Annotated in this window: 13 protein-coding genes; 8 read left to right on the forward strand and 5 right to left on the reverse strand. The window is 54.7% G+C overall.

What is annotated here, in order from left to right; all coding sequences use genetic code 11:
- The 3 genes from dcd to apbC form a co-directional block, all read right to left on the reverse strand.
- Window positions 1–520 (reverse strand): dCTP deaminase (gene dcd, locus AC1DUO_RS16420; protein ID WP_477987998.1); only part of this gene is annotated, 520 nt, incomplete at its 3' end.
- Window positions 521–557: 37 nt separating this feature from the next.
- Window positions 558–1199 (reverse strand): uridine kinase, encoded by a 642-nt coding sequence (gene udk / locus AC1DUO_RS16425; protein ID WP_013575064.1) that lies wholly within the window; start codon window positions 1197–1199, stop codon window positions 558–560.
- Window positions 1200–1345: 146 nt separating this feature from the next.
- A complete protein-coding gene (gene apbC, locus AC1DUO_RS16430) occupies window positions 1346–2458 on the reverse strand; it encodes an iron-sulfur cluster carrier protein ApbC (RefSeq protein ID WP_013575063.1) in 1113 nt (370 codons plus the stop codon).
- Between apbC and metG the strand changes: the two genes are divergently transcribed.
- On the forward strand, window positions 2452–4641 hold the full coding sequence (gene metG / locus AC1DUO_RS16435) for a methionine--tRNA ligase (protein ID WP_255611161.1): 2190 nt from the start codon (window positions 2452–2454) through the stop codon (window positions 4639–4641). The two genes, apbC and metG, sit on opposite strands and share 7 nt — an antisense overlap.
- Window positions 4642–4832: 191 nt before the next feature.
- Here the strand turns inward: metG and AC1DUO_RS16440 are convergent, their stop codons facing one another.
- Complete coding sequence (locus tag AC1DUO_RS16440) at window positions 4833–5105, reverse strand: DUF1127 domain-containing protein (RefSeq protein WP_015689690.1); 273 nt, start codon at window positions 5103–5105, stop codon at window positions 4833–4835.
- 168 nt (window positions 5106–5273) lie between these two features.
- Between AC1DUO_RS16440 and AC1DUO_RS16445 the strand changes: the two genes are divergently transcribed.
- Together AC1DUO_RS16445 and AC1DUO_RS16450 are read left to right on the forward strand one after the other, a co-directional pair.
- Window positions 5274–6692 carry an aminotransferase-like domain-containing protein gene (locus AC1DUO_RS16445; RefSeq protein WP_013575060.1) on the forward strand — a complete coding sequence of 473 codons (1419 nt, stop codon included), beginning with the start codon at window positions 5274–5276 and terminating at the stop codon, window positions 6690–6692.
- Between the two features lie 25 nt (window positions 6693–6717).
- The gene (locus tag AC1DUO_RS16450) at window positions 6718–7608 is read left to right on the forward strand and encodes a LysR substrate-binding domain-containing protein (RefSeq protein ID WP_013575059.1); all 891 of its coding nucleotides are present in this window, start codon (window positions 6718–6720) and stop codon (window positions 7606–7608) included.
- A 119-nt stretch (window positions 7609–7727) separates the two neighbouring features.
- Here AC1DUO_RS16450 and AC1DUO_RS16455 read toward each other — a convergent pair whose 3' ends face one another.
- The gene (locus tag AC1DUO_RS16455) at window positions 7728–8009 is read right to left on the reverse strand and encodes a CBU_0592 family membrane protein (protein WP_013575058.1); all 282 of its coding nucleotides are present in this window, start codon (window positions 8007–8009) and stop codon (window positions 7728–7730) included.
- A 219-nt stretch (window positions 8010–8228) separates the two neighbouring features.
- On the opposite strand from AC1DUO_RS16455, the gene AC1DUO_RS16460 reads away from it, so the two are divergent.
- From AC1DUO_RS16460 to AC1DUO_RS16480, 5 genes are read left to right on the forward strand one after another with little or no spacing between them, the layout of a single operon-like run.
- Window positions 8229–9812 (forward strand): ABC transporter substrate-binding protein, encoded by a 1584-nt coding sequence (locus tag AC1DUO_RS16460; RefSeq protein ID WP_153375914.1) that lies wholly within the window; start codon window positions 8229–8231, stop codon window positions 9810–9812.
- Window positions 9812–10759, forward strand: a complete 948-nt coding sequence (locus tag AC1DUO_RS16465) for an ABC transporter permease (protein WP_013575056.1) — start codon at window positions 9812–9814, stop codon at window positions 10757–10759. Before AC1DUO_RS16460 ends, AC1DUO_RS16465 begins: the two co-directional genes overlap by 1 nt.
- Window positions 10760–10770: 11 nt before the next feature.
- Window positions 10771–11598, forward strand: a complete 828-nt coding sequence (locus AC1DUO_RS16470; protein WP_013575055.1) for an ABC transporter permease — start codon at window positions 10771–10773, stop codon at window positions 11596–11598.
- The gene (locus AC1DUO_RS16475) at window positions 11595–13238 is read left to right on the forward strand and encodes an ABC transporter ATP-binding protein (RefSeq protein WP_112198090.1); all 1644 of its coding nucleotides are present in this window, start codon (window positions 11595–11597) and stop codon (window positions 13236–13238) included. The genes AC1DUO_RS16470 and AC1DUO_RS16475 overlap by 4 nt, the downstream gene beginning before the upstream one ends.
- Window positions 13235–15262 (forward strand): CocE/NonD family hydrolase, encoded by a 2028-nt coding sequence (locus AC1DUO_RS16480; RefSeq protein WP_112198091.1) that lies wholly within the window; start codon window positions 13235–13237, stop codon window positions 15260–15262. The genes AC1DUO_RS16475 and AC1DUO_RS16480 overlap by 4 nt, the downstream gene beginning before the upstream one ends.
- The last annotated feature ends 131 nt before the right edge of the window (window positions 15263–15393 follow it).

Here is a 15393-nt window from a genome sequence, read left to right on the forward strand (position 1 = left end):
GGCTATTGTATGGCCGTGCAGCAGAACCGGATAACGGTTCAAAACTCAGCGCGCCAATCAACATTCCCGGGCGAAGCGCCAGCGGGAGCTTACCTGAATTATAAAACTCGAGAACAATACGCCCCTGCCAGCCCGGATCAATGCGGTGTGCGGTCACGTGCACCATCAGCCCGAGACGCGCCAGTGAAGAGCGTCCGTCCAGCCAGCCCACCAGATCGTCAGGAATGGTGACAGACTCAAAGGTCACCGCCAGTGCCAGTTCGCCCGGATGCAGGAAGAACGCCTCGCCTTCCGGCAACACAATCTCATCACTCATCACTTTATCGAGTGCAGCGCTGACTTCGTCTTTAGGGCCACTCAGATCGATATAACCCGCATTGTGCCCGAGGAAAACGCGAAATCCGTTACCCAGACGCACATCTACCGTTGCACCATTAATCCGTTCGACCGGAGGACGGGGTGAAATACCTAATTTGCCGCTGTCCAGCCAGGCCTCTATATCTCGGTCGCAAAGTCTCATCGTATCTCCGGTATGGTTTTAACGGATTGTTCCGCGATTAATTGAAGAACTGGCTGATTTTAGCCTTGAGGATATCAATCGCAATCCGGTTTTTGCCGCCGCGCGGCACAATGATGTCTGCGTATTGTTTTGAAGGCTCGATAAATTGCAGGAACATTGGACGAACCGTTTTCTGATACTGCGCCATCACAGAATCCATCGAACGACCACGTTCATTGACGTCACGCTTCATACGGCGCATCAGACAGATATCCAGCGGAGTATCGACGAAAATGGAGAAATTCATTTCGTCACGCAAACGTGCATCGGTCAGGAGCAGGATCCCTTCCAGGATAATCACTTTCTTCGGTTTAAGGGTCACCGTCTCAGGCAGACGGGTATGCTCAATGAAACTGTAGCTTGGCAATTCAATCGCCTGACCAGACTTCATTGCCTGTAAATGCTGGAACAGCAAATTGTGGTCCATCGCACTGGGATGGTCGTAGTTGGTTTTGACCCGCTCTTCCATGGTCATGTGACTTTGGTCTTTATAGTAGCAATCTTCCGGGATCACCCCGATATGCTCATCACCGACCTGATCACGAAGTTCACGGTATAACGTACTGGCGATGAGGCTTTTTCCCGAAGCAGATGCGCCAGCGATACCCACGATGACACACTGATGGAATTTGTCAGACATAAAATTAAAGACCTGATTTGGAAGTTGGAAGGCAAGCACAGATATATGCTTTGAACGCGCCAATTATAAGTACAACACACTGCCCGATGCCAGCGTTAAGGCTGTGTAATCGCTGACATCAGGTAATAATTCACAGAGTTGGGGGATTAAACGGCTCTGAAGGCAATTTCTGTCGGGATGGCATCGCCTTTCCAGAACAGTTGTGACGCAATTTTTGCCGCCAGCTCACGGTAAATTGCCGTGAATTCACTTTCAGGATTGGAAACAACTGTTGGCTCACCACGATCTAAATCTTCACGCAACGAAATATGCAGCGGCAATTGCGCCAGTAAATCACAGCGGTATTTCTCAGCCAGACGTTGTGCGCCACCGGTACCGAAAATCGGTTCGTGATGCCCGCAGTTGCTGCACACATGCATACTCATGTTCTCTACAATCCCCAGAACCGGCACATGCACTTTTTCAAACATCACGATGCCTTTCATTGCATCGAGCAGCGCAATATCCTGCGGCGTCGTGACCACTAAGGCGGCGGTAACCGGGATGTTTTGCGACAGCGTCAGCTGAATATCACCCGTACCCGGCGGCAAATCGATGACCAGATAATCCAGATCAGGCCACAGCGTATCCTGAAGCATCTGCATCAGCGCTTTACTGGCCATCGGCCCGCGCCACACCATGGCATTTTCATCCGTCACCAGATAGCCAATCGAGTTGGTCGCCAGGCCGTGTGCCATAATCGGCGACATGTGCACGCCGTCCGGCGAGGTCGGGCGTTCTTCCTCAGTGCCCAGCATATTCGGTACTGACGGGCCGTAAATATCGGCGTCCAGAATACCGACTTTGGCACCTTCTGCTGCCAGCGCCAGCGCCAGGTTCACCGCCGTGGTCGATTTCCCTACCCCGCCTTTACCCGAACTGACCGCCAGAATATTGCGCACACCTTTGATACCCGGCTGATCGTTTGCCCGTTTGATGGTGGCAATATCGTGGCGCAGATTCCACTGAATGGCCGAAGCACCGGTCACCCGCAACAATTCGCTGCTGGTTTGTTCTTTTAATACATCAAAACCACTGTTCCAGGCGAACGGCAGGGTCAGATCAATATGTAAAACGTCATCCATTAACACGCAGTGATGCAACGCTTTCATCGCGGGCAAATCTTTTTGCAGTGTGGAATGGCGGAAGGTGGCCAGTACGCCGGTCACGAGTGCGCGCAGCCCTGCGGGTGTGGTCTGCTGTGGGGATTGAGATGTCATCCCGGCTCCTTGAAAGGGGGTTATCAGACTATTTATCTATCCATAAGCATAACAGAACACACGTAAGGAGATCCCCCGTTTGTTTACGCGGGGCGGCGCTTTCGGTTAACATCAATGCCCCTGATTTCAACTACAGAAAGCAAGCTCTTACTATGGCTCAAGTCGCGAAAAAAATTTTGGTAACCTGTGCACTTCCGTACGCCAACGGATCCATCCATCTCGGTCACATGCTCGAGCACATCCAGGCTGACGTCTGGGTCCGTTACCAGCGAATGCGCGGCAATGAAGTGCATTTCATCTGTGCGGACGATGCACACGGCACCCCGATCATGCTGAAAGCGCAGCAGCTCGGTATCAGGCCGGAAGAGATGATTGCCGAAATGAGCCAGGAGCATCAGAAAGATTTCGCCGGCTTCGGCATCAGCTACGACAACTATCACTCCACGCACAGCGACGAAAACCGTGAGCTGTCTGCGCTGATTTATGGTCGTCTGAAAGAAAACGGTTTTATCAAAAACCGCACCATTTCGCAGTTGTACGATCCTGAGAAAGGCATGTTCCTGCCAGACCGTTTCGTTAAAGGCACCTGCCCGAAATGTAAATCACCGGATCAGTACGGCGATAACTGTGAAGTGTGTGGCGCAACCTACAGCCCGACGGAACTGATTGACCCGAAATCTGTGGTCTCCGGTGCGACGCCGGTGTTGCGTGATTCCGAGCACTACTTCTTTGACTTACCTGAATTCAGCGCGATGTTGCAGGCGTGGACCCGTTCGGGCGCGTTGCAGGAACAAGTGGCAAACAAAATGCAGGAGTGGTTCGAGCATGGTCTGCAACAGTGGGATATCTCACGCGATGCGCCATACTTCGGCTTTGAAATTCCTGATGCGCCGGGCAAATATTTCTACGTCTGGCTGGACGCGCCAATCGGCTACATGGGTTCATTCAAAAACCTGTGCGACCGCCGCAGTGACCTGAATTTTGACGAGTTCTGGAAAAAAGATTCCACCACCGAGCTGTATCACTTTATCGGTAAAGACATCGTTTATTTCCACAGCCTGTTCTGGCCTGCCATGCTGGAAGGCAGCGGTTTCCGCAAGCCGACCAACCTGTTTGTGCACGGTTATGTCACCGTCAACGGCGCAAAAATGTCCAAGTCGCGTGGCACGTTTATCAAAGCCAGCACTTATCTGAACCATCTGGATGCGGACTGCCTGCGTTATTACTACACCGCGAAACTGTCTTCACGCATCGACGATATCGACCTGAATCTGGAAGATTTCGTGCAGCGCGTTAACGCTGATATCGTGAACAAAGTGGTTAACCTGGCCTCACGTAATGCCGGTTTCATCGCCAAACGTTTTGACGGCAAACTGGCTGACACGCTGGCCGATGAAACGCTGTACAAAACCTTCACCGATGCCGCTGAAAGCATTGCTCAGGCGTATGACAGCCGTGAATCAGGCCGTGCAATCCGCGAAATCATGGCGCTGGCTGACCTGGCAAACCGTTATGTCGATGAACAGGCGCCGTGGGTTGTCGCAAAACAGGAAGGCCGTGATGCCGACCTGCAGGCCATCTGCTCAATGGGCATCAACCTGTTCCGCGTACTGATGACCTATCTGAAGCCGGTTCTGCCTTCACTGTCAGAGCGCACAGAAGCCTTCCTGAATACCACACTGGACTGGGACGCGATTGCCCAACCATTGTTGTCGCATCAGGTAAATCCGTTCAAAGCGCTGTTTAACCGTATCGAACTGGATAAAGTCACCGCGATGGTTGATGCCTCGAAAGAAGACATCGCAGCCGCCAAAGTACCGGCAACCGGTCCGCTGGCCGATGACCCGATTCAGGAAACCATCACGTTTGATGATTTCGCCAAAGTGGATATGCGTATTGCCCTGATCAAGAGCGCTGATTTTGTGGAAGGTTCAGACAAACTGCTTCGTTTGCAACTGGATCTGGGCGGTGAAACCCGTCAGATTTTCTCCGGTATCCGCTCTGCGTATCCTGATCCGAAAGCACTGGAAGGCCGTCTGACCATCATGGTCGCTAACCTCGCACCGCGTAAAATGCGCTTCGGCATCTCTGAAGGGATGGTGATGGCGGCGGGCCCAGGCGGAAAAGACATCTTCCTGCTCAGCCCGGATTCCGGCGCACAGCCGGGTATGCAGGTGAAGTAAGAAAGCTTTGAGTGACGAAAAAGCCCGATAATTTCATCGGGTTTTTTTATACCTGAATAAAGTCAATACCCTATAGCTTACGGGTGCCAGGAAGGCGGCAAGTGAGAAAGTCCCCGGTCACTTACATCAGTAAGTGACCGGGGCGCATGAGCGCAGCCAACGCATCTGGCGCACGAAAGATGACGGGTATTTCATTTAGGCCAGTTCGGCCAAATAGCTTTCGGATACTCTCTGTCGATATCCGATTTCGCCAGCCCGATATCTTTCAATTGATCAGCACTCAGCGAATGCAAAATCTTGCGGCTGACGCGGCGCTCATTCCAGCCATGCACTATAGCAAACAACTGTTTTATCCATCCGCTCTTTTTTTGCGGCATCTGTACTGCCCTATCCGCCCCCAAGATATCAGCACAAACGCGTGTCTCACATCCGGCAAACTGCCGTTCTTCAATGATATTTTTCATATTCTGCTCCCGTTGACGACCTGACATCAGGATCTTACAAACAGTAAAAACATTACAGATTCAGTTTTTTTATATTTCGACCATACAGATCTGGATCTGATGACAGATTCAGCGTTAGATTGTGTCCATCTGTACTGCTTTCTTTGCGCAGGCGTTGAGGAAAAGATAATGAATCGTTACGAAAATCTGGCAAATGTCTTGAGTGACCGTATTGAGCAGGGGCTGTATCCGGCGGGTATCCGGCTGCCTTCGGTGCGGGTGTTAAGCAGTGAACATGGCGTCAGCGTCAGCACGGTTCAGCAGGCCTACCGCGTGCTGGAAGAAAAACAGCTGGTGGAGGCACGACCAAAATCAGGCTACTTTGTCAAAGATGCACGCTTGCAGGCAGCGCTTCCGGCGGTTTGCCGCCCGACACAACGTCCGGTGGATATTTCCCAGTGGGATCAGGTACTCGAACTGATTACTTCCCCGCACCGTCCCGGCGTGGTGCAGCTCGGGCGGGGCTCGCCGGATGTTACGGCTGCCACGCTCAGGCCCCTCAGCCGCCTGATGGGGCGCGCCGGCCAGCATCAGAATCTCAACGCGTTTCATTACGACAGCATTTACGGCTCGGAAGAATTACGCGAACAGATCGCCCGTCTGATGATTGACAGCGGCAGCCATATGGATGCCAGCAATATTCTGATCACCACCGGTTGTCATGAAGCGCTGTCTATCGCCATCCGTTCGGTCTGCGAACACGGCGATATCGTGGCGGTGGATTCGCCGAGTTTTCACGGGGCGATGCAAACCCTGAAAGGTTTTGGCATGAAAGCGCTGGAAATCCCGACCGATCCGGTGACCGGGATCAGTCTGGAAGCGCTGGAAATGGCACTGGAACAGTGGCCGGTCAAAGCCATACAACTGACGCCCAACTGCAATAATCCGCTCGGTTACAACATGCCTGATGACCGTAAGAAAAGCCTGCTGCGTCTGGCGCAACGCTACGATATCGCCATTATCGAAGACGATGTTTATGGTGAACTGGCGTATCAGTATCCGCGCCCTGCCACCATTACCTCTTTCGATGAAGATGGCCGCGTATTGCTGTGCAGTTCGTTTTCCAAAACGCTGGCGCCCGGTTTACGCGTCGGCTGGATCGCGCCGGGTCGCTATCACGACCGTGCGCTGCACATGAAATACATCACCACCGGCGCCTCGGCTACGCTGCCACAAATCGCTATCGCGGATTTCATCAAACAGGGGCATTATCTGCAGCACATGCGCCGGATACGTAACCAGTACCAGCGCAATCTGTGCACCATGACTGACTGGGTGATGAAATATTTTCCGTGCGGCTCCCGGGTTAGCCGCCCTCAGGGCGGTTTTTTGCTGTGGATCGAACTTGATGAACGCGTGGATACGCAGCGGCTGAACCGGCTGCTCGAAGAGCATTTAGTGCAAATTGCCATCGGTTCGATATTCTCTGCTTCTGGCAAATACCGCAATTGCCTGCGCATCAATTATGCACAGCCCCTGACAGCAAAAACTGAACGCGCCATCCAGCAGGTGGGCCTGACGATTTCTCAGATGCTGGAAAACTGCTAAACGTCCATCCGGAGACACTTTTACCGTGCAGATAGAACCGTTACCGCCACTGAACACGCTGGTGGCTTTTGAATGCGTGGCGCGTTATTGCAGTTTTTCCCGGGCAGCCGACGAGCTGAATCTTACCCAAAGCGCCATCAGCCGCCAGATCATTCAACTGGAGGAAATGCTCGGTTGTAAGCTTTTCCAGCGCGCCCAGCGTAAAACGACCCTGACGCCGCGCGGTGAAACCTATGCGCAACAAGTGCGTAAATTACTGGGCGATATTTCGCAATCCACGGCGGAAGTCATGGGCTGGAACGGTTTGCCGCAGGTCACGCTGGCCTGCACCAGCGCCATGAGCGGCCTGTGGCTTTCGTCGCGTCTTTCCTCGTTGCGCCAGTTGCTGCCCGACCTGCAAATCCGCATGAAGATTTCCGACAGCTTTTCAGATCTCAAGTCATCAGAATTTGATCTGGCTATCTTCTATCTGCGCGAGCCACCGCCCGGTTATCACGTACAGGCGCTGTTTGACGAAGTCTGTTATCCGATGTGCTCGCCGTCATTCCTCAGCCGTATGCCACCTGACGCCAGCGCCGCCGATTTACTTGAACAGACATTGCTTATTCAGGATGACCCGCAACGCGAATGGACCGGCTGGCGCGACTGGTTTGCGTCGCAGGACGTCAGCTTCGTCACGCCGCGCAGAACATGGCGGGCCAACAACTATCCGTTTCTGGTGCAGTCGGCGGTGCTGGGAGATGGGATTTTGCTGGGCTGGGAAGGACTGGTGCAGGATTACATCAATAACGGCCAACTGGTCGCCGCACATCCCGGCAAACTGGCTGCCGCCGGAAAATGCTACATGCTGACGCCGCAGGACCGGTTCCTCAAACCTGTGGTGCATAAAGTCATTAACTGGTTAAAACAGCCGTAAAGTGAATGAATTTGCCAGGCCGGATATCCGGTCTGGCAATGAATATTCAGCAGGATTGACGAGATCATGTTCACAGTGATTTATGAAAAATAATAATAATCCGACGTCATAATAAAATATTATGAATTGACATCGGCTGGCGGTATTTTGTTTTTTTCCAGATATCTGCGTTTTCTCGCAGAATTCATACCAATTAATGTGAATAACAGCCAGCATGACTGCGAAATACAGGATGCAAGGTTGAAATCATGACTTAACGAATACAGGCCAAACACGCCGCCGATTATATTAAGATAGGCGTAACTGTTAGCATCAACCGCTAGCCTGCGCATTTGAACCAGCGCATAAGCCAGAAGATAGCAAAACACGCCAATTAAACCGACAACCGTATGCAGTTCCACCGGTCACTTCCCTTTCCAGACGTTGATAGCTGAGAAAAATAAAGCTTTTCAGGGTGTTCTGCCGCGCATTTTTCGCATACCCTCATGATAAATTCTCATGCAAGTTCAACAGGGGGTTTTGATATAAATCATCAAGGCAATCCATTGCGCCAATTTAGAAACACCCGGGGTATTTCGCCTGCACCTATAAAATTCCAGCACGTACTATGGAGATAATTAATGAAAGATAATAATTCCCCTTTGACGAAATTAATGCAGGATGCACAACTTAGCCGTCGCGGCTTTATTACCAGCGTTTCCGCTGTGGGTATTACCAGTGCTATGGGCTTTTCACCGTTCTCTGCTTTTGCTGCTGAGCCGAAAAAAGGCGGCATATTAAAACTGGGTATGTCAGGGGGAAATACCAGTGATACGCTGGACCCAACATTATTCAGCGACTGGGTGCCATTAAATCAGGCATATATGCTGATGAACGGCCTGATTGAAATTGATGAAAATAACAAAGCCACGCCTGAATTGTTCTCCGCCTGGGAAGCCAAACCCGGTGCCACCGAGTGGGTGTTTACCGTTCGTGATGGCGTCACCTTCCATAATGGTAAAAACCTGGATGCAGATGACATTCTTTATTCCATCAACCTGCATCGCGGCGACAAATCCAAAAGCGCCATCAAAACTCAACTGGCCCCGATTACCGGTCTGACCAAACAGGGCGACAACCAGATCCTGATCACGCTTGAAAGTGGCAACGCCGACCTGCCGTATCTGCTGGCGGATTACCATCTGGTGGTGGTACCCAACGGCTTTACCGACTGGTCGCATCCGATCGGTACCGGCGGTTTTATCTTTGATCAGTACGAACCGGGCGTGCGATCGCTGTTCAAACGCAACCCGAACTACTGGAAGCCGGATCGCGCCTTTGTTGATGCCGTGGAAGTGCTGGTCATCAACGACCCGACCGCCCGCACCAATGCCCTGATTTCCGGCCAGGTTCACGCGATTAACCGTGTCGATTTCAAAACCGTCGATTTCCTTAAACGCAGCCCGGCACTGAACATTGTGCGTTCATCCGGCGGTCAGCATTTCACCTTCCTGATGGATTGCAGCGTCGCACCGTACAACAACAACGATGTGCGCATGGCAATTAAACACGGCATCGACCGTCAGAAAATCCTCGATACCGTGCTGCGCGGCTACGGTTCGCTGGGCAACGACCATCCGATCCCGAAGACAGACCGCTTCTTCAATCACAGCCTGGAACAGCGCGTTTACGATCCGGACAAATCGAAGTTCTACCTGAAAAAAGCCGGTCTGACGGATCTCAACATCGAACTGTCCTCCTCTGACGCCGCTTTTGCCGGTGCGCTCGACGCCGCCGCCCTGTTCCAGGGGCAAGCACAAAAAGGCGGCATTCAGGTCAACATCAAACGCCAGCCCGCCGACAGCTACTGGGACGATGTATGGATGAAAGCCCCGTTCAGCATGGGTTACTGGGGCGGACGTCCGACGGCTGACCAGATGTTCTCCACCGCGTATCAGTCGACTGCCAAATGGAACGACACCCACTGGAAAGATGAGAAGTTTGATGCCCTGCTGTTGCAGGCCCGTTCCCTGCTTGATGAAGGCAAACGCGCTGAAATCTATGGTGAACTGCAAAGTATCGTGCGCGACGACGGCGGTGCAATGATCCCGCTGTTTGGCGATTATCTTGATGCAGCCAGCAAAAAAGTCGGCGGTATCAGGCCACATCCGATGTTCAACTTCATGGGTGGTCGTCTGGCCGAGCGCGTCTGGCTGGAGGCATGATGAAAAAACGGATTTTACAGCGGATCCTGTTAGGCATTATCACGCTGTGGCTGGTTTCTGTGCTGATTTTTATCGGCACGGAAATGCTGCCCGGCGACGTCGCGACGGCCATTTTAGGCCAGAGCGCCACGCCTGAAACCGTTGCCGCGTTGCGCCTGCAACTCGGGCTGGATGAACCGTCTGTGCTGCGCTATCTGCACTGGCTGGCGGGTATTATGCACGGCGACTTAGGGCATTCGCTGGCGAACGGTCGCGCCATCAGCGACGAACTGCTGCCACGTCTGGCGAACACGCTGTTCCTCGCCGGATACGCTGCGGTGATCGCTATTCCGCTGGCTGTCGGTTTGGGGATCGCATCAGCCATCTGGCGCGGTTCCGTTTTTGACCGGCTGGCAAATACCCTGACGCTCATCAGCATTTCGGTGCCGGAGTTTTTTGTCGGCTACATTCTGGTGATCGCCTTCGCCATTCGTCTGACCTGGTTCCCGAGTCTGGCAATGGTCGACAGCAGTTCGTCGTTCATCGACCGGCTTTACGTCTGCACCCTGCCGATGCTCACCCTGACGCTGGTGGTGCTGGCACACATGCTGCGCATGACGCGCGCCTCAGTCACTGCGGTGATGGCCAGCCCATATATCGAAAGCGCGGTGCTTAAAGGCATTCCGCGCTGGCGTATCGTGGTCGCGCACGCGCTGCCAAACGCCCTTGCACCGATCATCAACGTGGTGGCATTCAATCTGGCCTATCTGGTGGTCGGTGTGATCCTGGTGGAAGTGGTGTTTGTCTATCCGGGTATCGGGCAATACATGGTGGATGCGGTAACCAAGCGCGACCTGCCGGTGGTTCAGGCCTGTGGCCTGCTGTTTGGCGGCACTTACATTTTCCTCAACACCACCGCCGACTTACTGGCGATCTGGTGCAATCCACGCCTGCGCCATGCGCGCTAAAAGGGGGACACATGAACCGATATTTCATTAACATCCCGCTGTCGGCCTGGATAGGGATTGTGATTATTGCGGTGAACCTGCTGGCGGCTATTTTTGCGCCATGGCTCGCCCCGCACAGCGAAACCGAACAGGTCGGCGACATCTGGCTGCTGCCTTCTGCCGCCACGCCGTTTGGCACTGACAGTCTCGGGCGCGACATGCTTTCCCGCATTCTGTTTGGCGCACGCACCACCATTGCCATCGCGCTGACCATCACTTTCAGTTCTTTTATCATCGGCATTATCACCGGCTTTACGGCGGCAATTTACGGAAAATGGGTGGATGTGGTGCTGTCACGTATCGTCGATACCGTGATGTCGATTCCGGTGCTGATTTTCGCGCTGATCGTATTGTCGGTGATGGGCACGTCCATTCCCGTACTGGTGCTGACCATCGCCCTGCTCGACGCCACCCGCGTGTTCCGTCTGGCACGGCTGGTGGCGCAGGCGATTGTTTGTCAGGAATACGTCGAAGCTGCGCGTCTTCGTGGCGAAGGGTTGCGCTGGGTGCTGTTCAAAGAAATTCTGCCCAACGCCCTGCCGCCGCTGCTGGCGGAATTCGGGATGCGCTTCTGCTTTACCTTCCTGTTTATTGCGGGCTTAAGTTTCTTAGGTCTGGGCATTCAGCCGCCATATGCCGACTGGGGCAGCATGGTGCGCGACAACGCGCAGGCGATTAACTTTGGTCAGTTCGCGCCGTTGTATCCGGCAGCGGCGATTGCCCTGCTGACGATTGGGGTCAATCTGGTGGTCGACTGGCTGCTGGCGCGGAATAGTCTGCCGCACGGAGATGAAGCATGACACGCACAATTTTAGAAATGCGCGGGCTGCGCATCGAAACCCTCGACGGTTCGCCGCTGGTGCAGGATATTTCCCTGAAACTGGCGGCGGGTGAAGTGCTCGGTCTGATTGGTGAATCCGGTGCGGGCAAGTCTACCATCGGGCTGGCAGCGTTAGGCTACGCGCGTCAGGGCTGCCGCATTGCCGGTGGCGAAGTTTTCCTGGATGGCACCGATATCGTTTCGCAGCCTTCCAGCGTAAAGCGCGAATGGCGCGGCAGGCGCGTGGCGTATGTGGCGCAAAGCGCGGCGGCGTCATTTAATCCGGCGCTGACCATCGAAAAACAGGTCTGCGAAGGCCCGATCCGCCACGGTCTGATGAACAAAGAAGAAAGCCGCCAGTGGGCAATTTCACTGTTCCGCTCGCTGGATTTGCCGGATCCGGAAAACATCGGCAAACGCTATCCGCATCAGCTTTCCGGCGGCCAGCTTCAGCGCGCAATGGCTGCGATGGCGATGTCCTGTAAACCTGATTTGCTGATCATGGATGAACCGACCACCGCGCTGGACGTCACCACGCAAATTGAAGTGCTGGTGATGCTGCGCAAACTGGTGCGTGAATTCAACACCGCCGCGCTGTATATCACCCACGATCTGGCCGTTGTCGCACAACTTGCCGACCGCATTATGGTGCTACGCCACGGCAAAGAGGTGGAAACCGGCAGTACGCAAACCATTCTGGAAAACCCGCAGCAGGAATATACGCGGCGTCTGGTGGCAGAGCGTGAACACGCACTAACACCGCTGGCCGATGGTCATGAATCTGCCGGTCAGCCGCTGCTGACCCTGCGAAAACTGAGCACCGGCTACAATGGTAAACGGGTGGTACACGACGTCAGCCTGCAACTGCCGCGTGGCAAAACGCTGGCGATTATTGGCGAATCCGGCAGCGGCAAAAGTACGCTGGCACGGGCGCTGGTCGGATTGCTACCCGACACCGAAGGCACGGTGGATTTCGACGGCATTGCGCTTTCGCATAATTTTCACCAGCGCAATAAAGAAACGCTGCGCCGTATGCAGATGATTTATCAGTTGCCTGACGTGGCGCTGAATCCGCGTCAGACGCTGCTGGATATCATTGGCCGTCCTCTGACCTTCTACTTTGGGATGAACAAAAAACAGGTGCGCGAGCGCGTGGAAGAGTTACTCCGCCTGACTGAACTGCCGCTTAAACTGATCGACCGTCGTCCCGGCGAGCTTTCCGGCGGGCAGAAGCAGCGCGTCTGTATCGCCCGCGCACTGGCCGCACAGCCGGAACTGATTATCTGCGATGAAGCCACGTCGGCGCTCGATCCGCTGGTAGCGGAAGAAGTGTTGAATCTGCTGCGCCGCTTACAGCAACAGCTCGGGCTGTCGTATCTGTTTATCACGCATGATCTGGGCACGGTAAAACGGATCGCCCATCAGGTGGCGGTGATGTATCAGGGTCAGGTGGTCGCCAGCGGCGATACCGACGTGGTCTTCAGCGCGCCAATGCACAGCTACACTGAAAAACTGCTGACCTCCGTACCGGAAATGCGCACCAGCTGGCTGGACGAGGTTCTCGCCCTGCGCGGCACGGCGCTTCCTGCGGCAGCCATTTCTTCGACAGGAGTCTTATGAGCACCAAACGCATCGTGACTGAATTCCCTCACGCCGTCACCGTGACTGAACATCTGTGGATCCCGCTGAGTGACGGCACACGTCTCGCTGCCCGCCTGTGGCTGCCGGATGACGCTGAACACCAGCCGGTTCCGGCCATTCTCGAATACATTCCTTACCGCAAACGCGACGGCACCCGCACCCGCGACGAACCGATGCACGGCTTTTTCGCCGGAAACGGCTACGCAGTCGTACGTGTGGATATGCGCGGCAGCGGCGAATCCGACGGACTGCTGGCGGATGAATATCTGTTGCAGGAACAGGACGATGCGCTGGAAGTCATTGAGTGGATCACCGAACAACGCTGGTGCAGCGGCAACGTCGGCATGATGGGGAAATCCTGGGGCGGCTTTAACAGCCTGCAGGTCGCCGCCCGCCGCCCTGCCGCCCTGAAAGCCATCATCACCGTGTGTTCAACTGACGACCGTTACCGCGACGATATTCACTACAAAGGCGGCTGCCTGCTTAATGACAATCTCTGGTGGGGCGGCATCATGCTGGCGTACCAGAGCCGACCTTCCGACCCCGCACTGGTCGGTGAAAGGTGGTACAAAGACTGGCTGAACCGTCTGGAAAACATGCCATTCTTCCCGGCATTGTGGATGGAACATCCGCTGCGCGACGCATACTGGCAGCATGGTTCGGTGTGCGAAGACTGGTCCGCCATTCAGTGTCCGGTGATGGCCATCGGCGGCTGGGCGGATGCCTACAGCAATGCAGTGTTCCGCCTGATGGACAATCTGAAAGTGCCACGCCGCGCCATTCTCGGTCCGTGGGCGCATATCTATCCGCAGGACGGCACACCGGAACCGGCGATCGGTTTCCTGCAGGAAGCCGTGCGCTGGTGGGATCACTGGCTGAAAGGCGAAGACAACGGCGCGATGGCAGGCCCGATGATCCAGACCTGGTTGCAGGACAGCCAGCCGCCCTCGGCGATGCGTCCGGTCAGCCGTGGTGAATGGGTGGGATTTGATCGCGGCACCGCCAGCAATATCAATCACATCCCGCGCTGGCTCACACGAGGCCAGCTCAATACTCAGCCGGACGTTGACGCAGGCGTTATCAATATCTGTTCACCGCAGAATCACGGTCTGATGGCCGGTGAATGGATGGGGGCCGGTGTGCCCGGCGAAATGCCACCGGATCAGCGTGTCGATGACGGCATGGCAGAAATCTTTGATGGCGAACCGCTGGCCGAGCCGCTGACCATTTTTGGCTTCCCGGAATTTAGCGTCGAACTGAGCAGCGATAAACCGGCTGCGATGTTGTACGTCCGGCTTTCTGACGTTGCACCGGACGGTTCGGTAAACCGTGTCACGCACGGCTGGCTGAATCTGTCGCATCTGCACGGCCATGATCAATCTGTGCCGCTTATCCCCGGTCAGAAAGTCAAAGTTCCGGTACAACTGGATGGTATCGCGCACCGCTTTGCCACCGGTCACCGGATGCGACTCTCGCTGGCGACCACCTTCTGGCCGATGATCTGGCCGATGGCGGAGGTCGCCACGTTGACGCTGGATTTGCACAGTGCGCAGCTCAGCCTGCCGGTGTGCGAACAGCCGGTATCCATCGACGGCCCGATTGCTGAGCCACAAAGCGCGCCTCTGACACCGCAAACTGTGCTATCGCCGGGGCGCGTGGATCGCAACATCACTTACGATTTCCTCACCGACAGCTGGACCAGCGTGACCAACGGCGTGGGTGGCGTTTTCGGTGAAGGCGTTTACCGCTTCGATGATATCGACACGACGGTCGATCACAATCTGCGGCGCGAGCTGACGGTCAGTAACAGTGATCCGTTATCCGCGCGCTATCTGCTGACGCAGACTATGAAGATGGGACGTGAAGGCTGGTGGATGGAAGCAGAAATCACCCTCGAACTACGCAGCGACCTGACGCACTTTATCGTCAGCGGCGATATGGTGGTCAGCCTGAACGGCGAAGAGGAATTCACGAAATACTGGCACGAGAGGATTGCGCGGTAATGTTTTTTTGCTCCCATAAGCCGTGATTTTGCCTTGCTCCTCCCCCTGCGAAGGGGGAGGCCGGGAGGGGGTTTTAAGGGCTGACACCTCGTTTAAGTAAACTTCAACTTATTGATTTAACTTTAATACCC

The sequence above is a fragment of the Rahnella sp. P4_A8 genome (assembly GCF_056402435.1).

Bases quoted from the DNA above. Each gene is read 5' to 3' on its own strand.
- AC1DUO_RS16470 (WP_013575055.1), top strand. From the start codon at position 10,771: ATGAACCGATATTTCATTAACATCCCGCTGTCGGCCTGGATAGGGATT.
- AC1DUO_RS16480 (WP_112198091.1), top strand. From the start codon at position 13,235: ATGAGCACCAAACGCATCGTGACTGAATTCCCTCACGCCGTCACCGTG.
- apbC (WP_013575063.1), bottom strand. From the start codon at position 2,458: ATGACATCTCAATCCCCACAGCAGACCACACCCGCAGGGCTGCGCGCA.
- AC1DUO_RS16440 (WP_015689690.1), bottom strand. From the start codon at position 5,105: ATGAAAAATATCATTGAAGAACGGCAGTTTGCCGGATGTGAGACACGC.
- AC1DUO_RS16445 (WP_013575060.1), top strand. From the start codon at position 5,274: ATGAATCGTTACGAAAATCTGGCAAATGTCTTGAGTGACCGTATTGAG.
- AC1DUO_RS16465 (WP_013575056.1), top strand. From the start codon at position 9,812: ATGAAAAAACGGATTTTACAGCGGATCCTGTTAGGCATTATCACGCTG.
- metG (WP_255611161.1), top strand. From the start codon at position 2,452: ATGTCATCCCGGCTCCTTGAAAGGGGGTTATCAGACTATTTATCTATC.
- AC1DUO_RS16475 (WP_112198090.1), top strand. From the start codon at position 11,595: ATGACACGCACAATTTTAGAAATGCGCGGGCTGCGCATCGAAACCCTC.
- udk (WP_013575064.1), bottom strand. From the start codon at position 1,199: ATGTCTGACAAATTCCATCAGTGTGTCATCGTGGGTATCGCTGGCGCA.
- AC1DUO_RS16460 (WP_153375914.1), top strand. From the start codon at position 8,229: ATGAAAGATAATAATTCCCCTTTGACGAAATTAATGCAGGATGCACAA.